Annotated in this window: 19 protein-coding genes and 1 riboswitch; of the genes, 10 read left to right on the top strand and 9 right to left on the bottom strand. The window is 55.0% G+C overall.

All coding sequences use genetic code 11. The features are described 5' to 3' along the window. Nucleotides 1-341 precede the first annotated feature (341 nt). Nucleotides 342-1931 carry a bifunctional phosphoribosylaminoimidazolecarboxamide formyltransferase/IMP cyclohydrolase gene (purH, locus tag OGY33_RS10370; protein WP_103015398.1) on the top strand — a complete coding sequence of 530 codons (1590 nt, stop codon included), beginning with the start codon at nt 342-344 and terminating at the stop codon, nt 1929-1931. Nucleotides 1932-1946: 15 nt separating this feature from the next. Further along, entirely contained in the window at nt 1947-3236 is a 1290-nt protein-coding gene (purD, locus tag OGY33_RS10375) for a phosphoribosylamine--glycine ligase (protein WP_048227505.1), read from the top strand. On the opposite strand, the gene zraR is transcribed toward purD, so the two are convergent. Then, nucleotides 3233-4558, bottom strand: a complete 1326-nt coding sequence (gene zraR / locus OGY33_RS10380) for a sigma-54-dependent response regulator transcription factor ZraR (RefSeq protein ID WP_048227506.1) — start codon at nt 4556-4558, stop codon at nt 3233-3235. The two genes, purD and zraR, sit on opposite strands and share 4 nt — an antisense overlap. 5 nt (nt 4559-4563) lie before the next feature. Then, nucleotides 4564-5949, bottom strand: coding sequence for a two-component system sensor histidine kinase ZraS (gene zraS / locus OGY33_RS10385; protein WP_032945658.1), 1386 nt, complete (start codon nt 5947-5949; stop codon nt 4564-4566). Between the two features lie 265 nt (nt 5950-6214). Between zraS and zraP the strand changes: the two genes are divergently transcribed. Beyond that, nucleotides 6215-6658 carry a zinc resistance sensor/chaperone ZraP gene (zraP, locus tag OGY33_RS10390; protein WP_032945657.1) on the top strand — a complete coding sequence of 148 codons (444 nt, stop codon included), beginning with the start codon at nt 6215-6217 and terminating at the stop codon, nt 6656-6658. 61 nt (nt 6659-6719) lie between these two features. On the opposite strand, the gene OGY33_RS10395 is transcribed toward zraP, so the two are convergent. The 6 genes from OGY33_RS10395 to nudC all read right to left on the bottom strand — a co-directional run bounded on the left by OGY33_RS10395 (nt 6720) and on the right by nudC (nt 11085). Continuing rightward, the gene (locus OGY33_RS10395; RefSeq protein ID WP_048216366.1) at nt 6720-7412 is read right to left on the bottom strand and encodes a DUF1481 domain-containing protein; all 693 of its coding nucleotides are present in this window, start codon (nt 7410-7412) and stop codon (nt 6720-6722) included. Between the two features lie 11 nt (nt 7413-7423). Then, entirely contained in the window at nt 7424-7696 is a 273-nt protein-coding gene (hupA, locus tag OGY33_RS10400; protein WP_001044509.1) for a nucleoid-associated protein HU-alpha, read from the bottom strand. Nucleotides 7697-7882: 186 nt separating this feature from the next. Further along, the gene (locus tag OGY33_RS10405) at nt 7883-8473 is read right to left on the bottom strand and encodes a YjaG family protein (RefSeq protein WP_008787112.1); all 591 of its coding nucleotides are present in this window, start codon (nt 8471-8473) and stop codon (nt 7883-7885) included. A 33-nt stretch (nt 8474-8506) separates the two neighbouring features. After that, on the bottom strand, nt 8507-9187 hold the full coding sequence (gene nfi / locus OGY33_RS10410) for a deoxyribonuclease V (protein WP_008787113.1): 681 nt from the start codon (nt 9185-9187) through the stop codon (nt 8507-8509). A gap of 9 nt (nt 9188-9196) precedes the next feature. Then, the gene (gene hemE, locus OGY33_RS10415; protein ID WP_003826889.1) at nt 9197-10261 is read right to left on the bottom strand and encodes a uroporphyrinogen decarboxylase; all 1065 of its coding nucleotides are present in this window, start codon (nt 10259-10261) and stop codon (nt 9197-9199) included. Between the two features lie 50 nt (nt 10262-10311). After that, on the bottom strand, nt 10312-11085 hold the full coding sequence (gene nudC, locus OGY33_RS10420; protein ID WP_149608321.1) for an NAD(+) diphosphatase: 774 nt from the start codon (nt 11083-11085) through the stop codon (nt 10312-10314). 96 nt (nt 11086-11181) lie between these two features. Here nudC and OGY33_RS10425 point away from each other — a divergent pair, with 96 nt between their 5' ends. The 7 genes from OGY33_RS10425 (at nt 11182) to thiH (ending at nt 17294) form a co-directional block, all read left to right on the top strand. Next, complete coding sequence (locus OGY33_RS10425; RefSeq protein ID WP_003826892.1) at nt 11182-11670, top strand: Rsd/AlgQ family anti-sigma factor; 489 nt, start codon at nt 11182-11184, stop codon at nt 11668-11670. Between the two features lie 50 nt (nt 11671-11720). Next, a riboswitch (TPP riboswitch) is annotated at nt 11721-11843 on the top strand. A gap of 83 nt (nt 11844-11926) precedes the next feature. Beyond that, nucleotides 11927-13825, top strand: a complete 1899-nt coding sequence (gene thiC, locus OGY33_RS10430; RefSeq protein WP_149608322.1) for a phosphomethylpyrimidine synthase ThiC — start codon at nt 11927-11929, stop codon at nt 13823-13825. Beyond that, complete coding sequence (thiE, locus tag OGY33_RS10435) at nt 13825-14460, top strand: thiamine phosphate synthase (protein ID WP_191238948.1); 636 nt, start codon at nt 13825-13827, stop codon at nt 14458-14460. The genes thiC and thiE overlap by 1 nt, the downstream gene beginning before the upstream one ends. After that, nucleotides 14453-15211, top strand: a complete 759-nt coding sequence (locus OGY33_RS10440) for a HesA/MoeB/ThiF family protein (RefSeq protein WP_191238949.1) — start codon at nt 14453-14455, stop codon at nt 15209-15211. Before thiE ends, OGY33_RS10440 begins: the two co-directional genes overlap by 8 nt. Continuing rightward, a complete protein-coding gene (gene thiS, locus OGY33_RS10445) occupies nt 15192-15392 on the top strand; it encodes a sulfur carrier protein ThiS (protein ID WP_191238950.1) in 201 nt (66 codons plus the stop codon). Before OGY33_RS10440 ends, thiS begins: the two co-directional genes overlap by 20 nt. A 1-nt stretch (nt 15393) precedes the next feature. Beyond that, entirely contained in the window at nt 15394-16164 is a 771-nt protein-coding gene (gene thiG, locus OGY33_RS10450) for a thiazole synthase (RefSeq protein ID WP_032945651.1), read from the top strand. Then, nucleotides 16161-17294, top strand: coding sequence for a 2-iminoacetate synthase ThiH (thiH, locus tag OGY33_RS10455; RefSeq protein ID WP_148362590.1), 1134 nt, complete (start codon nt 16161-16163; stop codon nt 17292-17294). The genes thiG and thiH overlap by 4 nt, the downstream gene beginning before the upstream one ends. A 119-nt stretch (nt 17295-17413) precedes the next feature. On the opposite strand, the gene cspG is transcribed toward thiH, so the two are convergent. Beyond that, nucleotides 17414-17626 carry a cold shock protein CspG gene (gene cspG, locus OGY33_RS10460; RefSeq protein ID WP_003033098.1) on the bottom strand — a complete coding sequence of 71 codons (213 nt, stop codon included), beginning with the start codon at nt 17624-17626 and terminating at the stop codon, nt 17414-17416. Nucleotides 17627-17997 lie beyond the last annotated feature (371 nt).

The raw sequence follows: 17997 nt of genomic DNA on the forward strand, positions 1-17997 counted from the left end.
TGGAGGCGCATTATAGGGAGTTTCCTGCGGCCCGCAACCCTTAAATGACAGAAAAATGACTGACTGCTGCATTCCACAGCGAAACCCCGCTTTATACCCATTTACACACAGAGTTATCCACAAACCACACGATCGTTTCTACGATCCTCTCGTTATATCAGCCTCCTTCAACAGAAAAAGAAGAGGTCAAAATCGAAAATTAAAAATTCGCGAGCGTTGCGCAAACGTTTTCGTTACAATGCCCCCGCAAAACAAGGATGCCCCGTAAGGGGCGTTAGCTGAGTTTTTAGCCAAGAATTCACCTAACGCTCTCTGTAATAGTCAAATCCAGGGGATTTACCATGCAACAACGTCGTCCAGTCCACCGCGCTCTGCTCAGTGTTTCTGACAAGGCCGGTATCATCGAATTCGCTCAGGCACTTTCCGCACGTGGTGTGGAGTTGCTGTCTACAGGTGGCACTGCGCGCCTGTTAGCGGAGAAAGGTCTGCCAGTGACCGAAGTTTCCGATTACACCGGCTTCCCGGAAATGATGGATGGACGCGTGAAGACCCTGCATCCGAAAGTCCACGGCGGCATTCTTGGTCGTCGCGGTCAGGATGACGGAATTATGGAACAGCACGGTATCGCCCCTATCGATATGGTGGTTGTAAACCTGTATCCGTTCGCCGAGACAGTGGCACGCGAAGGCTGCTCGCTGGAAGATGCGGTAGAGAACATTGATATTGGCGGCCCTACCATGGTGCGTTCCGCTGCCAAGAACCATAAAGACGTAGCGATCGTTGTGAAGAGCAGCGACTACGACGCCATTATTAAAGAGATGGATGCCAACGAAGGCTCCCTGACTCTGGAAACCCGCTTTGACCTCGCGATTAAAGCCTTCGAACACACCGCCGCCTACGACAGCATGATTGCCAACTACTTTGGCAGCATGGTTCCGGCTTACCACGGTGAGAGCAAAGAGGCCGCCGGTCGTTTCCCACGTACGCTGAACCTGAACTTCATTAAGAAGCAGGATATGCGCTACGGCGAGAACAGCCACCAGCAGGCTGCCTTCTATATAGAAGAGAATGTTAAAGAAGCGTCCGTTGCCACCGCGCAGCAGGTACAGGGCAAAGCGCTTTCCTACAACAACATCGCCGATACCGACGCGGCGCTGGAGTGCGTGAAAGAGTTCAGCGAGCCAGCCTGTGTGATCGTTAAGCACGCTAACCCGTGCGGCGTGGCGGTAAGTACCTCTATTCTCGACGCTTACGACCGCGCCTATAAAACCGACCCGACCTCCGCATTCGGCGGCATCATCGCTTTCAACCGCGAACTGGATGCCGAAACCGCGCAGGCAATTATCTCCCGTCAGTTCGTGGAAGTGATCATCGCCCCGTCCGCAACCGAAGACGCACTGAAAATCACCGCCGCCAAACAGAACGTTCGCGTTCTGACCTGCGGTCAGTGGGCACAGCGTGTACCGGGCCTCGACTTCAAACGCGTTAACGGCGGTTTGCTGGTTCAGGACAGGGATCTGGGGATGGTGAGCGAAGGCGAACTGCGCGTGGTGTCCAAACGTCAGCCGACCGAGCAAGAGCTGCGCGATGCACTGTTCTGCTGGAAAGTCGCCAAGTTCGTGAAATCCAACGCCATTGTTTATGCCAAAGAGAACATGACTATCGGCATAGGCGCAGGCCAGATGAGCCGCGTGTACTCCGCAAAAATCGCCGGGATTAAAGCGGCTGACGAAGGTCTGGAAGTGAAAGGCTCTGCAATGGCCTCTGACGCCTTCTTCCCGTTCCGCGATGGTATTGATGCTGCCGCCGCCGTTGGCGTGAGCTGCGTTATCCAGCCAGGTGGTTCTATCCGTGATGATGAAGTCATTGCCGCTGCCGATGAACACGGTATCGCGATGATCTTTACCGACATGCGCCACTTCCGCCATTAATCCACGGAGCAGACGATGAAAGTATTAGTGATTGGCAACGGCGGGCGCGAGCACGCCCTGGCCTGGAAAGCCGCACAGTCCCCGCTGGTTGATACCGTTTTTGTTGCACCAGGTAACGCGGGCACCGCACTGGAACCAGCACTGCAGAACGTGGCTATCGGCGTCACCGATATTCCAGCTCTGCTGAGCTTTGCCCAGAACGAGAAAATTGACCTGACCATCGTCGGCCCGGAAGCGCCGCTGGTGATTGGCGTGGTCGATGCGTTCCGCGCCGCTGGCCTGAAGATCTTCGGGCCAACCGAAGGTGCTGCACAGCTGGAAGGCTCCAAAGCCTTCACCAAAGATTTCCTCGCCCGTCACCAGATCCCGACGGCGGAATATCAGAACTTCACTGAGATTGAGCCAGCGTTGGCCTATCTGCGTGAGAAAGGCGCGCCGATCGTCATCAAAGCTGACGGCCTGGCTGCTGGTAAAGGCGTTATCGTGGCGATGACGCTGGAGGAAGCAGAAGCCGCCGTTCATGACATGCTGGCAGGTAACGCTTTTGGCGATGCGGGCCACCGTATCGTGATCGAAGAGTTCCTCGACGGCGAAGAAGCGAGCTTTATCGTAATGGTCGACGGCGAGCACGTACTGCCGATGGCCACCAGCCAGGACCACAAACGCGTAGGCAACGGCGACACTGGCCCGAACACCGGCGGTATGGGTGCTTACTCACCAGCGCCGGTGGTAACTGATGAAGTGCATCAGCGCACCATGGAACGCATTATTTGGCCAACCGTAAAAGGTATGGCGGCGGAAGGGAATACCTACACCGGTTTCCTGTACGCGGGTCTGATGATCGACAAACAGGGCAATCCGAAGGTTATCGAGTTCAACTGCCGCTTCGGCGATCCGGAAACCCAGCCGATCATGCTACGCATGAAATCGGACCTGGTGGAGCTTTGCCTGGCCGCCTGCGACGGCAAGCTGGATGAGAAAACCTCCGAGTGGGACGAACGCGCCTCGCTGGGTGTCGTCATTGCTGCCGGAGGTTATCCGGGCAACTACAACACCGGAGATGAGATCCACGGTCTGCCGCTGGAAGAAGTAGAAGACGGAAAAGTGTTCCATGCAGGCACTAAACTCGCCGAAGACGATCGCGTGCTGACCAGCGGCGGTCGCGTGCTGTGCGCCACCGCCCTGGGTCATACTGTGGCTGAAGCGCAGAAACGCGCTTACGCCCTGATGACCGACATCCGCTGGGATGGCAGCTTCAGCCGTAACGACATCGGCTGGCGCGCCATTGAACGCGAGCAACGCTAACGCGAAATTTTCGCCAGCAGCGTTTTACGCGTAATGCCTAACTGACGGGCGGCTTCCGTTTTATTGCCGCCCGTTTTTTCCAGCGCCGCCAGAATCACCTCTTTTTCGACATCCACCAGCGGTTGGATCTCGCCACTGAATTCCGTTTTTATCGGCGTCGCGGCAATCGCCATCGGCAGCTCGCGTTCGGAAATATATTCTCCCGTCAGCAGCACCACCGAGCGCTCAATCGCATTTTCCAGCTCACGAATATTGCCCGGCCAGTCGTAGTGGATCAGCAGATCCATCGCCTGCGGAGTAAAGCCTTTCACCGCTTTACGGTTACGCGCGGCAAAACGCTGGAGAAAATGTTCGGCTAACAGCGGAATATCTTCCCGGCGCTGGCACAGCGCTGGCATTTCAATGGTGACGACGTTCAGGCGATAGTAGAGATCCTGACGAAAGCGCCCGGCACTGACTTCCTCGGCCAGATTACGATGCGTGGCGGCGATCAGCCGGACATCAACCGCAATAGTCTGATTGCTACCAACACGCTGCACTTCTCGCTCCTGGATAGCCCGCAGCAGACGCACCTGCATCAGCGGTGAAATATCACCGATTTCATCAAGAAATAACGTGCCGCCATCGGCTTCCACAAAGCGACCTTCCCGCCGTTTATCCGCCCCGGTAAACGCCCCTTTCTCGTGACCAAAAAGTTCGGACTCCAGCAGCGATTCATTAAGCGCCGCGCAGTTGAGCGTCACCAGCGGTTTATCGCGACGGGCGCTGCTGGCATGCAGCGCCCGGGCCACCAACTCTTTCCCCGTACCGGAGTCTCCGTGAATAAGCACCGTAGCATCCGAGGGCGCAACCATCGCGATTTCATTGAGCAACTTCTGCATCGCCGGACTGCTGCCAATCATGCCAAACTGCGCAGCCGACGCCGATGGCAGTTCAGCGCCCGTTTCCCGCGTATGCGCCAGCGCCTTTTCCAGCGTCTCCTGCAGACGGTCAAAATCCAGCGGCTTGATTAAGTAGTCCAGCGCCCCGGTTTTAAGCGCCTCAACGGCGGTCTCCACACTGGAGAACGCCGTCATGATCAAGACCGGAATCGCCGGATTCAGCGCTTTAACCTCTTTCAGCGTTGCGATGCCGTCCATCTCCGCCATGCGTACATCACACAGTACTAAATCAAATACGCGTTCGCGCACCTGTTCCAGCGCCGCTCGCCCGCTATAGGCCAGCGCGACCTCATAACCCCAGCCGCGCAGCAGCGCCTGTAAAATGGTGCAGTGGCTGATATCGTCATCTACCACCAGAATATTGATTTTTCCGCGCGTCATCCTTGTTAATCCTGTTGTTTCGCTTTGGTCGGCAGCCAAAGGGTAAAGGTCGCGCCTTTGCCCTCAACGCTTGCCACCTGAATGGTGCCACCGTGCTGTTCGATAATGTTCTGCACTACCGCCAGCCCGAGGCCGGTTCCGTCAGCTTTGGTCGTATAGTAAGGCGTAAAAATGGCCTCCAGCTGTTCCGCCGCAATCCCCTTCCCACTATCGGTAACCACAATTTTAACGCGATCGCCGCTGCTTTCATTCGCTTCAACCGTGATCGTGCCCTGACGACCAATCGCATGAATGGCGTTCAGATACAGATTCAACAAAACCTGAGTCAGTCGGTCAGGATCGGCCTGGATAGCGGGTAGCGTAGAATTAGCCGAAAAGCGGAGCTGGATTTCCCGGCTTGCCGCATCCTGACTCACCAGGTGTAATGAGTGGGTGATAACCTCATTGAGATCCACCTTTTGCAGCGTCAGATGCGCAGGTTTCACCAGCTCCAGCAACTCACTCACCACCCGATTTAAACGATCCGCCTCTTTCGCCATCACCTGTGCCAGCTCGTGCGACTCGCCTCCTGCCGGGGTTCGCTCGGCAAAATACTTCGCTAACCCTTTGATCGATGAAAGCGGGTTACGAATTTCATGCGCCACCCCAGCCGCAAGATGACCGAGCGCTAACAGTTTTTCTTTACGCTTCATCGCATCCTGGAGTTCTTTGTACGAGCGCTGATAGCGCTGATACCAGAAGAACGTCAGCACGGTGGCCAGCAACACAGCCGCCAGCGCAGAGAGGACTATCAGTGTGTTACGCCACTCCCTTGCCTGAGTCGCTGTCAGATCGCTGGCATCAAAGGCGATAAATATGGTTTGTGCAGGGGTGATAAGCTGCCCGTCATTGCTGGCACAGCGCGCCATGCCGTGGCGTCCTGGACCATACATCGGCTGAAACTGGCGATAAATTTCCAGTGCTGGCGTTTTTTCACCATCCCTCGCTGGAATTTCAATATTCCGCCAGCTTTCTTGCTCCCCAGGACTAAGCTGTCGCAGGACATCCGATGAATAGAGCGTTTTGCCGACCATCGCGGAATTGCTGTGGGTAATAATGACACCATGCTCATCGACGACAGCAAACCATAGCACGCCAGGCTGTACAGCCATTTCCTCCAGTAGCGTCTGCTGCTGGGCATGATGCATGCGCATCCCCATGCCTACGCGCGTACCAGACTCCAGAGCGCGAATGAGCACACTGCCTTTTTCCAGTAGCGTTTGCCGCGCGGCGCCACTTTCCCGCCCATAGTCCCGAATGGTCATAATCGAAAACCAGCCGACCAAAACCAGGATTGCCGCCAGCAAGAGTCGGCTCAACCACTTTGCCACCGTATCCTTATAAAGACGCATACGCTCTCCCTTCACCCCGCTTGTTCCTTTCATCGTTGCAGGTATACAGCAGAAATCATGCCATTTTTTCCCCCTGATAACCCTGCCCTCAGACACAAACAGCTGAAAGTAACGAGTAAAAATGACTCGCTGGCGCGTTCTGGCGAGTCATTTTTACTCGTTTCCCTGCAAAGACGGCGGGTACAACGCCCCGCAGGACTCGGATTGCCGCTTTGGCACGGAAGATGCAAAAGGGAATGTAAGCTAACCAACAGGAGAACGAACGATGAAACGGAACAACAAACTGGCACTGATTGCACTTTCTCTTATCGCACTTGGCTCCACCCCGGTACTGGCACAGAATCACTGGGGATATGGTGATGGAATGCAGCAACGGGGCGGTACGCCAATGACCGCTGAGCAGCAGGCTGCCGCACAGAAAATCTATGATGATTATTATTCCCAGACCAGCGCGTTGCGCCAACAGCTGACATCCAAACGTTATGAGTACAACGCACTATTAACGGCCAGCTCGCCGGACACGGCAAAAATTAACGCCGTTGCAAAAGAGATGGAAGCGTTGAATCAGTCTCTGGACGAGCAGCGCGTTAAACGTGATGTCGCAATGGCGCAGGCTGGCGTGCCACGTGGAGCGGGAATGGGCTACGGCGGATGCGGCGGTGGCGGTAACCATCGCGGCGGCGGTCATATGGGAATGGGCCACTGGTAAAAGACTTAATGCCTGATGACGCTATACGGATCAGGCCTGCTGATTTCCTGTATTCAGGTTTTCAGAAAGTTTTTGCTGTAGGCTGCCAGTGACAAAAATCTTCATTGGCGACCAGCAGTAGCTGCGACCCTTCGGGCGCTTCCAGCCATGCCACACTCACCTCTACGGATGAATGTCTCTGGCGGCGCTCGATATGGTTTATCGCCCACGACTCCAGGTCTGGCTTCAGCGTTTCACCTTCACAGGTTGTGACCGTGTTATCCGCATGCCAACGTCCCTGACGCAATATCACCCGTCCCTGACGCAGCGCATCGCTGGTCTGGCGAATTTGATCGGCACGATAGCGGTAAAGCGCGATTTGATCGCTGGAAAGCTGCTGCTTTTGCCCGTCGACTTCACGCTGCATGAAGCTCAGTTCGCCCCGGTCATCGAAGCGTATACGGACATGTTCAGCCGGTTTACTGTAAACGTTGAGTTCTATCAGAGAGAGCGAATCACCCTGCCAGCGGTATTCACTGGTAGTGGTTTCGCCTTTACGCCACGGACTAAATACCGAGAGCAAGTGAACATCGTCACCGGAGTCTTTGCGCCAAATGCGTACCGCCCCCTGATCGCCAACATAGCCGCTGGCCGTGAACGGAGGAAGCTCAGAATGGCTACCGCAGGCTGACAGTAACAGAACACCTGAAAGCCAAAGCGAATGACGCCAGATGGACAAAAGGGGCGAAACCGCCCCTTCGTTAAAACTGTTCACTGCCACGCGAATTACTTAACCGCGTCTTTCAGTGCTTTACCAGAAACAAATGCCGGTACGTTAGCTGCGGCGATTTTGATTTCTTTACCGGTCTGCGGGTTGCGGCCAGTGCGCTCAGCACGGTGGTTCACTTTGAAGGTACCGAAACCAACCAGTTGTACAGCATCGCCTTCTTTCAGAGACTCAGTAATAGCAGCCAGAGTGGATTCCAGAGCAGCTTTAGCCTGTGTTTTAGACAGTTCTGCTTTGTCTGCAATTACATCAATCAGTTGAGTCTTGTTCATAAGTTATCCTTACAATGTGTTTATCGCTTGCTAAGCATCGAGTGCGACGGAAATGCCAGAAAAGCACTCTCCTGCATACACGCACCGATAGCCACTTTTTTTCGCCCCCCAAATGTAGACCAGACCGGGGGCGGATGGGAAGCCTTCAGGCACGACAAATCAGGCGTTAAATCACGTTTTGTGGTGTCATTGCTGAAAATTTATACCAATATTGCTCTCGCCAGCCTCGCGCAGGTCTGCACGCAGCCCTTTTATCAGCTCAATATCGCGTTCTTCACAGTCGGCTAAAAGTCGGAAAATTTCCCACTGAATATCCCATTCTTGCTCAACGGCAGGGTTATCTTTGAGCTCTTCATCGGTCATTTCACGACCAGCCTGAGTCATTTCCAGCATCGCAACCGTCGTAATCGAAGCCTTACTCACTTCGATTGCATGCTCCAGCGTTTCACCGCTAAGACGCGAATGCATCAGCTCGCTTAATGCTACACAGGCATCAATCGCCGGATAAACACCGTACAGATCGTAATCGTCTGCAGAAGGAATGGCCTCTTCAAATTTTTCCAGCTGGCTGTCGAAATTGATTTTCGCGTCTTTAACCGTCAGCGCTTCCCAAATCAGATCCAGAATTCGGCGGTAAATCTGTCCATCGCCAAATTCAGTTTGCTTGCAGAACATGGCGTAGTTTGGGTACATGCGTTCGCACAGACAGGCCATAAACGTGACGTGCTGCCAGCTTTCCAGCTTCTCCAGACGCAGGTGAATCGGATTTTGTAACATGATGAGTTCTCAAATACGGAAATTAGCCGCAGTTTACCCGATATAGGGCGTTTTTGCTGCAAGCCGAGTAAAAGCCGGGCGTTCGGATGCTACCGCATCTGCCCAGCGTGTTGGTTCCGGCAAACGATAGCCGTTCATACAGCGTTGAACCCACGCCAGTGCGCTGTCCATACTCACGCGGTGGCCCGTGGAAATAAACAACGGGTTACAGCGCGCTTTGCTGCGCCAGACCCATGCCAGTTGTTCGCCTTTATCCAGCAACGGCGCTAGCGCACCAGGTTCAGCAGCGAGCGGTTCAAACTTGCCGCACAGCCGCTTTTTCGCCACGCCGATCGTCGGGACATCCACCAGCAGACCAAAATGACTGGCCACGCCCAGACGACGCGGGTGAGAAATGCCATGCCCGTCAACGAACAGCAGATCTGGCTTGTGCGAGAGCAGTTGCCAGGCGGCCATCAGCGCGGGAGTTTCACGAAAGGAGAGAAAACCGGGAATGTAGGGCATGGTGGTGGCGATACGCGCCACCTTGTATTCGACCAGTTCAAGCGTGGGATACTTCAGCAAAACCATTGCGGCTCGCGTCACTTCGCCACCCTGCTCAAACCCAACGTCCGCCCCGCCGATCAGATCCGGCGGATCGTTCTTCAGACGATCCTCGCGGATCACTGAAGAAGCCAGTTCAAGCTGCTGCGCGCGTAATGACGCGAGATCCATGATAACTCCTTAGCGGTGGTACTGTTCGGACAACCGATGTACCGCCTCCACAAAGACACCCGCATGTTCTGGCGGGACGTCCTGATGAATGCCGTGGCCCAGGTTAAAGACATGCCCTTCACCCTGACCGAATCCGGCCAGAATTGTCGCCACCTCTTCTTCGATGCGGGCTGGCGGCGCATACAGCATGGACGGATCCATATTGCCCTGGAGCGCCACTTTATGACCTACACGACGACGCGCATCGGCAATGTCAGTGGTCCAGTCGAGACCTAACGCATCACAGCCGGTTTCCGCCATCGCTTCCAGCCACTGACCACCGCCTTTGGTAAACAGCGTCACCGGTACGCGACGACCTTCGTTCTCGCGCAGCAGGCCATCAACGATTTTGTGCATGTAGTACAAAGAGAACTGCTGATAGTCGCGACCGGTCAGCACGCCACCCCAGGTGTCGAAAATCATCACCGACTGCGCACCCGCTTTGATCTGCGCGTTCAGGTACAGCGTGACGCTCTTCGCCAGCTTATCAAGCAGCAGATGCAGCGCTTTAGGATCGGCGTACATCATCTTTTTAATCACGGTGAAGGCTTTGCTGCTGCCGCCTTCAACCATGTAGGTCGCCAGCGTCCACGGACTACCGGAGAAGCCGATCAGCGGCACTTCGCCTTTCAGTTCACGGCGGATAGTACGCACCGCGTTCATCACGTACCCCAACCCATCTTCCGGATCCGGGATCGGCAGTTTGTCGACGTCAGCCTTGCTGGTAATCGGAGAGGTAAAGCGTGGACCTTCTCCTGCTTCAAAATACAGCCCGAGTCCCATCGCATCCGGGATCGTCAGGATATCCGAGAAGAGGATCGCGGCATCAAGTTTATAGCGACGCAGCGGCTGCAACGTGACTTCGCAGGCCAGCTCGGCATTTTTGCACAGCGCCATAAAATCGCCCGCTTCGGCACGGGTAGCTTTGTATTCCGGTAAATAGCGGCCTGCCTGGCGCATCATCCATACCGGAGTGACATCAACGGGCTGGCGCAGCAGCGCACGCAGATAACGATCGTTCTTCAGTTCGGTCATTTTTGCAGTTCCTTATTGCGTCAGTCCATCAGTGTATCACCACTCGCTCTTTACTCGTACTCAGCCCGACACATTGCCACAGTATCTTCAATCAATCGACGCGCGACAGTACCCGGCGGGGGTAAGAGCGGTAAGTCGTCATAGCGATACCAGTTCGCTTCCAGCAGCTCTTTCGGGTCGATGACGATTTCGCCGCTATCATACTCCGCCATAAATGCGGTCATCAAAGACTGTGGGAATGGCCACGGCTGAGAAGTGACATAGCGCAGATTTTTCACCTTAATCCCGCTTTCTTCCATAACTTCACGCGCCACCGCCTGTTCTAAGGTCTCACCTACTTCGACAAAACCCGCCAGTACGGTATGCACGCCGTTACGATGGCGAACATGTTGGGCAAGCAGGATGGAATCATCTCGGCGAATAGCGACGATTATGCACGGGGCAATTTGCGGGTAATAACGTTCACGGCAGTGGCTACAGAGCATCGCCCACTCCGTTTTACTCGGGTGCATGGGATGGCCGCAGTAGCCGCAGAATTTATGCGAGCGATAGAACTCCGCCAGCTGTACGCCGCGTCCGGCCAGTTGAAACAGGCCAACATCCTGGTCAATGACCTGGCGCACCGACCCCATATCGTGTCGACGCTGCTGCTGCACCAGCCAGACAGTCTCCCCTTCCCACTCGCCTATTGGCAGCGCGCGCTGCCCGGTCAGATCAAAACGGGCTGCGTCGCCATAAGGTAGCTCGCCATGAGGTAACCATAACTTTTGCTCATGACTGACGATCCACCAGCCGCTATCTAATTTTTCAATTATACGATCCATATCTCTTGCGCAACCTTTGCTTCACAGGCATGTTGTTTACATTATTTTTACATTTACGGGTGAGCAGTTCCTAAACACCATCTTGCGGAGTCAATCATGCTAAACCAGCTGGAAAGCCTGACGGAGCACGTCGGAGGAAGTAATAAACTGGTTGATCGCTGGCTACATGTACGTAAGCACCTGCTCGTGGCTTACTACAATCTGGTTGGCATTAAGCCTGGCAAAGAATCGTACATGCGACTCAATGAAAAAGCGCTGGATGATTTTTGTCAGAGCCTGGTCGATTACCTCTCCACCGGACACTTCAGTATTTATGAACGTATTCTCCATAAATTGGAAGGGAACGGGCAGCTTTTAAAAGCCACAAAAATTTGGCCGCTGCTGGAAGCCAATACGCAGCTGATCATGGACTACTATGACTCCAGCCTGGAAACTGCGATTGATCATGATAACTTCCTTGAATTTCAACAGGTTTTATCGGATCTTGGCGAGGCACTGGAAGCCCGATTCGTGCTGGAAGATAAGCTGATCATGCTGGTATTTGACGCAATGCACGAGAGTAGCACTCTCAAACGTCATGCTTGAGATTTACGGCATTAACGCGTAGTTTACATTCATTACCTCTTTACTGAGGTTACTTCTTGTCGGAGTGCTTATTTTCCACAGCAGCATGAGTGGAAAAGGCTGAGACCGTTAATTCGGGATCCGCGGAACCTGATCAGGTTAAAACCTGCGAAGGGAACAAGAGTCAATCTGCAATAGCATCGCCCCCGGGCGAGCTTCTCTCTTGCTTCATCCGTCGTCTGACAAGCCATATCCTTACTTTTATTTGGAATGAGCTATGTCTGCCACTACTAAACCATCACGCCGCGAACAGCGCGCTCAAGCCCAACAGTTTATCGATACCCTGGAAGGGACCGCCTTCCCTAACTCAAAACGCATTTATATTACCGGTTCGCAGCCGGATATCCGCATTCCGATGCGCGAAATTCAGCTCAGCCCAACACTGACTGGCGGTAGCAAAGACAACCCGCAGTTCGAAGAGAACGAAGCCGTTCCGGTATACGACACCTCCGGACCGTATGGCGATCCTGACGTGGCGATTAACGTCCAGCAGGGTCTGGCAAAGCTGCGCCAGCCGTGGATTGCGGCGCGTAACGATAGCGAAGAATTAGACGACCGGAGTTCCGCTTATACCAAAGAACGTCTGGCCGACGATGGCCTGGACGAGCTGCGTTTCACCGGCCTGCTGACGCCAAAGCGCGCCAAAGCGGGTAAGCGAGTCACCCAACTGCACTACGCCCGCCAGGGAATAGTGACCCCGGAGATGGAGTTCATCGCCATTCGTGAAAACATGGGTCGCGAGCGCATTCGCAGTGAAGTGCTTCGCCACCAGCATCCGGGGATGAACTTTGGTGCACGCCTGCCGGAAAACATCACGCCGGAATTCGTGCGTGATGAAGTGGCCGCGGGCCGCGCGATTATTCCTGCCAACATCAACCACCCGGAATCCGAGCCGATGATTATCGGTCGCAACTTCCTGGTGAAGGTTAACGCCAACATCGGTAACTCTGCCGTCACCTCCTCCATTGAAGAAGAGGTAGAGAAGCTGGTGTGGTCGACGCGCTGGGGCGCGGACACGGTGATGGATCTCTCCACCGGTCGCTATATCCACGAAACCCGTGAGTGGATCCTGCGTAACAGTCCGGTACCGATCGGTACTGTGCCGATCTACCAGGCGCTGGAGAAGGTCAACGGGATCGCCGAAGATCTCACCTGGGAAGCCTTCCGCGACACGTTGCTGGAGCAGGCTGAACAGGGCGTCGACTACTTCACCATTCACGCGGGCGTGCTGCTGCGCTACGTGCCGATGACTGCCAAACGCCTGACCGGCATTGTCTCACGCGGCGGTTCAATTATGGCGAAATGGTGCCTTTCTCATCACAAAGAGAACTTCCTGTACGAACATTTCCGCGAGATTTGCGAAATCTGCGCCGCCTACGACGTCTCTTTGTCGCTGGGTGACGGCCTGCGCCCGGGTTCAATTCAGGATGCGAACGACGAAGCGCAGTTCTCCGAGCTGCATACGCTGGGCGAGCTGACCAAAATCGCCTGGGAATACGACGTGCAGGTGATGATAGAAGGCCCGGGTCATGTGCCCATGCATATGATCCAGCGCAACATGACCGAAGAGCTGGAGCACTGCCATGAAGCACCGTTTTACACCTTAGGACCGTTGACCACCGATATCGCACCGGGCTACGACCACTTCACTTCCGGGATCGGTGCGGCGATGATCGGCTGGTTTGGCTGCGCGATGCTGTGCTACGTCACGCCAAAAGAGCACCTCGGCCTGCCGAACAAAGAAGATGTTAAGCAAGGGTTGATTACCTACAAGATTGCCGCCCACGCAGCTGACTTAGCAAAAGGTCATCCAGGCGCGCAGATCCGCGATAACGCCATGTCGAAAGCGCGCTTCGAATTCCGCTGGGAAGACCAGTTTAACCTCGCGCTCGACCCGTTCACCGCTCGTGCCTACCACGATGAAACCCTGCCACAGGAATCCGGTAAGGTCGCCCACTTCTGCTCCATGTGCGGGCCGAAGTTCTGCTCGATGAAAATCAGCCAGGAGGTTCGCGACTACGCTGCCGCACAAACGATTGAAGTCGGCATGGCGGATATGTCGGAGAACTTCCGCGCCAAAGGCGGCGAAATCTACCTCAAAAAAGAGGAGGCGTAATGTACCAGCCTGATTTCCCGACCGTGCCGTTTCGCCTCGGGCTTTACCCGGTGGTGGACAGCGTGCCATGGATTGAACGCTTGCTGCAGGCGGGCGTACGCACGATCCAACTGCGCATTAAAGATAAGCGTGATGAAGAGGTCGAAGCCGACGTTATGGCCGCCATTGAACTGGGGCGTTGCTATGACGCCCGTCTGTTTATCAACGACTACTGGCGTCTGGCAATTAAGCACCGCGCTTACGGTGTACATCTGGGCCAGGAAGACCTTGAAACCACCGACCTGAAGGCGATTCAGACGGCGGGGCTGCGCCTGGGGGTCTCCACTCACGATGATATGGAGATCGACGTCGCGCTCGCCGCTAAGCCTTCTTATATCGCGCTGGGTCATGTTTTTCCCACGCAAACCAAACAGATGCCTTCCGCCCCGCAGGGACTCACGCAACTGGCAAACCATATTGAACGATTAGCGGATTACCCGACCGTCGCCATTGGCGGTATCAGCCTTGAGCGCGCCCCGGCGGTACTGGCGACCGGCGTCGGCAGCATTGCCGTGGTCAGCGCCATTACCCAGGCGGCTGACTGGCAGGTCGCCACGGCCCAACTACTGGATATCGCGGGAGTGGGCGATGAATGACCGCGACTTTATGCGTTACAGCCGACAGATCCTGCTCGGCGATATCGCCATTGAAGGCCAGCAAAAGCTACTCGATAGCCATGTGCTGATTGTCGGTTTAGGCGGGTTAGGTTCGCCTGCCGCGCTGTATCTGGCGGGAGCAGGCATCGGAAAACTGACGCTGGTAGACGATGACGACATTCATCTGAGCAACCTGCAGCGCCAGATCCTGTTTACCACTGATGATATCGCACGTTCAAAATCGCAGGTTGCCCAGCAGCGCCTGACGCGGCTCAACCCGGATATCGAACTGGTATCGCTCCAGCAGCGACTGAAAGGCGATGCGCTTCGGCATGCGGTAGCGCGTGCCGATGTGGTGCTCGACTGTACCGATAACATGGCCACGCGCCAGGAAATTAACGCCGCCTGCGTAACGCTCAACACCCCGCTCGTCACCGCCAGCGCCGTCGGCTTTGGCGGCCAACTGATGGTGCTGACGCCCCCGTGGGAACAAGGATGTTACCGCTGCCTGTGGCCGGACGATGTAGAGCCCGAACGCAACTGCCGTACCGCCGGTATCGTCGGACCGGTTGTGGGCGTGATGGGCACCTTGCAGGCGTTGGAAGCGATTAAATTGCTCAGCGGTATTGAGACGCCCAGCGGAGAGCTACGCCTGTTTGACGGTAAAACCAGCCAGTGGCGCAGCTTCGCACTACGACGCGCCAGCGGCTGCCCGGTATGCGGAGGGCAACATGCAAATTCAGTTCAATGATGAGCCGATGCAGTGCGCCGAAGGACAAACCGTCAGTGGGCTGCTCACTGCGCTTAATCAGCTTAAACCGGGCGCGGCGCTGGCGCTCAATCAGCAGATCCTCCCGCGCGAGCAGTGGGAGCAGAAAATCGTGCAGGAAGGCGACCAGATCCTGCTTTTTCAGGTTATTGCAGGGGGTTGATATGTTACGTATTGCCGACAAAACGTTTGATTCGCATCTGTTCACCGGCACCGGAAAATTTGCTTCATCGCAGCTGATGGTCGAGGCGATTCGCGCCTCCGGCAGCCAACTGGTAACGCTGGCCATGAAGCGCGTGGATTTACGTCAGCACAACGATGCCATTCTGGCGCCGCTGGTAGAAGCTGGTGTGACGCTGTTGCCCAACACTTCGGGGGCAAAAACTGCTGAAGAGGCGATTTTTGCTGCCCAGTTGGCGCGTGAAGCGCTGGGCACAAACTGGCTGAAATTAGAAATCCACCCGGACGCCCGCTGGCTGTTACCCGATCCAATCGAAACATTGAAAGCCGCAGAAGCACTGGTGAAAAAGGGCTTCGTGGTACTGCCTTACTGTGGCGCAGATCCGGTGCTGTGCAAACGGCTGGAAGAAGTAGGCTGTTCTGCAGTCATGCCGCTCGGCGCGCCCATCGGTTCTAATCAGGGGCTGGAAACCAAAGCGATGCTGGAGATTATTATCCAACAGGCGACCGTGCCGGTGGTGGTTGATGCAGGCATCGGCGTCCCCAGCCACGCCACGCAGGCGCTGGAAATGGGTGCCGACGCGGTGTTGGTCAATACGGCAATCGCGGTAGCCGACAGCCCGGTGATGATGGCAACCGCCTTCCGTCTGGCCGTTGAAGCTGGCTTGCTGGCACGCCAGGCGGTACCAGGAAGCAAAAGTTCGCAGGCAAGTCCCACCAGCCCGTTAACCGGATTCCTGGAGGCCTTCGCATGAAAACGTTCAGCGACCGCTGGCGACAGCTGGACTGGGACGACATCCGCCTGCGTATCAACGGTAAAACCGCCGCTGACGTGGAGCGCGCCCTCAACGCTTCGCATCTTAGTCGCGACGATCTGATGGCATTGCTCTCTCCTGCCGCCGCCGATTATCTGGAGCCGCTGGCGCAGCGGGCGCAGAAGCTCACCCGTCAGCGTTTTGGTAACACGGTGAGCTTTTACGTGCCGTTGTATCTCTCCAACCTTTGTGCCAACGACTGCACCTACTGCGGTTTTTCGATGAGCAATCGTATCAAACGCAAAACGCTGGACGAAGATGAGATAACACGGGAGTGTGCGGCTATCCGTGAGCTGGGCTTTGAGCATCTGCTGCTGGTCACCGGTGAACATCAGGCAAAAGTGGGGATGGATTACTTTCGTCGCCATTTGCCTGCCATTCGCCGCCAGTTCGCCTCTTTACAGATGGAGGTACAGCCGTTGTCAGAGGCTGAATATGCAGAGCTGAAGACGCTGGGGCTGGATGGCGTGATGGTGTATCAGGAGAGTTATCATGAGGCAACTTACGCTCGCCACCATTTAAAAGGGAAAAAGCAGGATTTCTTCTGGCGCCTGGAAACGCCGGACAGGCTGGGCCGCGCAGGGATCGACAAAATCGGTCTTGGCGCGTTGATTGGTTTGTCCGACAGCTGGCGGGTTGATTGCTATATGGTGGCTGAACATCTGCTATGGATGCAGCAGCATTACTGGCAGAGCCGTTACTCTATCTCCTTCCCTCGCCTGCGCCCATGCACCGGAGGCGTTGAGCCTGCATCGATCATGGATGAGCGACAGTTGGTCCAGACCATTTGCGCGTTTCGTTTACTGGCGCCAGAAATTGAGCTGTCGCTCTCCACCCGCGAATCGCCATGGTTTCGTGACCATGTGATCCCGTTGGCGATCAACAACGTCAGCGCCTTCTCAAAAACCCAGCCCGGTGGTTATGCCGATAACCACCCCGAACTGGAACAGTTCTCCCCGCACGACGATCGTCGCCCAGAAGCCGTTGCTGAAGCACTCATGGCCCAGGGTTTACAGCCCGTGTGGAAAGACTGGGACAGCTATCTGGGGCGCGCTTCACAGGTACCGTAGGTCAGGAGCAATCGCATAAACAAAAAAACCCGCTTTCGCGGGTTTTTTCTTCACTGGCACTTAACTGCTCGGGCTCTGGCCTTCATCGCTATCGTAAGCGCTCGTGAAATTATCGGCGATTACAGCGCGACAACGTTAACAGCAGACGGGCCTTTAGCGCCATTCTCCACGGAGAACTCCACCTTTTGACCTTCGTCTAACGTTTTAAAATCGTTACTCTGGATAGCGGAGAAATGCACAAACACATCCTTGCTACCGTCCTGAGGAGTGATAAAGCCGAAGCCTTTATCAGAGTTAAACCATTTTACTAAACCAGTCATTTTGTTAGACATAGATACTTCCTTTCATGTTTTTGAGCCGCTTATGCAGCGAAGATGGCCTGTTTTGCAGAAATTAACTTATGGGGCACTTAGGGAGGAGGCTCATGAAGAAGAGTATCTGAGGATAACGCTTGAACTGAGAACTGCTTTACTAAAACTGCTTGCATAAGGTCTGTGTTCCAAACCGATGCCGCTATAGTAGACCCACTTCTAATCATTAAGCAAGCATTAATTTTTTTAATACCCACTGAGTGATGCAATGTTGAACCATCGCGGCTAAGCATCCTGGATAACAGCTTGATCTACAATGAACAAAAGCCCCGACTATTGCAGTCAGGGCTTTACGTTACTACACACTTCAAATTTAACATTAATAAACTTAA

Source organism: Citrobacter sp. Cpo032 (assembly GCF_030332975.1).
GTDB classification, from domain to species: domain Bacteria; phylum Pseudomonadota; class Gammaproteobacteria; order Enterobacterales; family Enterobacteriaceae; genus Citrobacter; species Citrobacter portucalensis.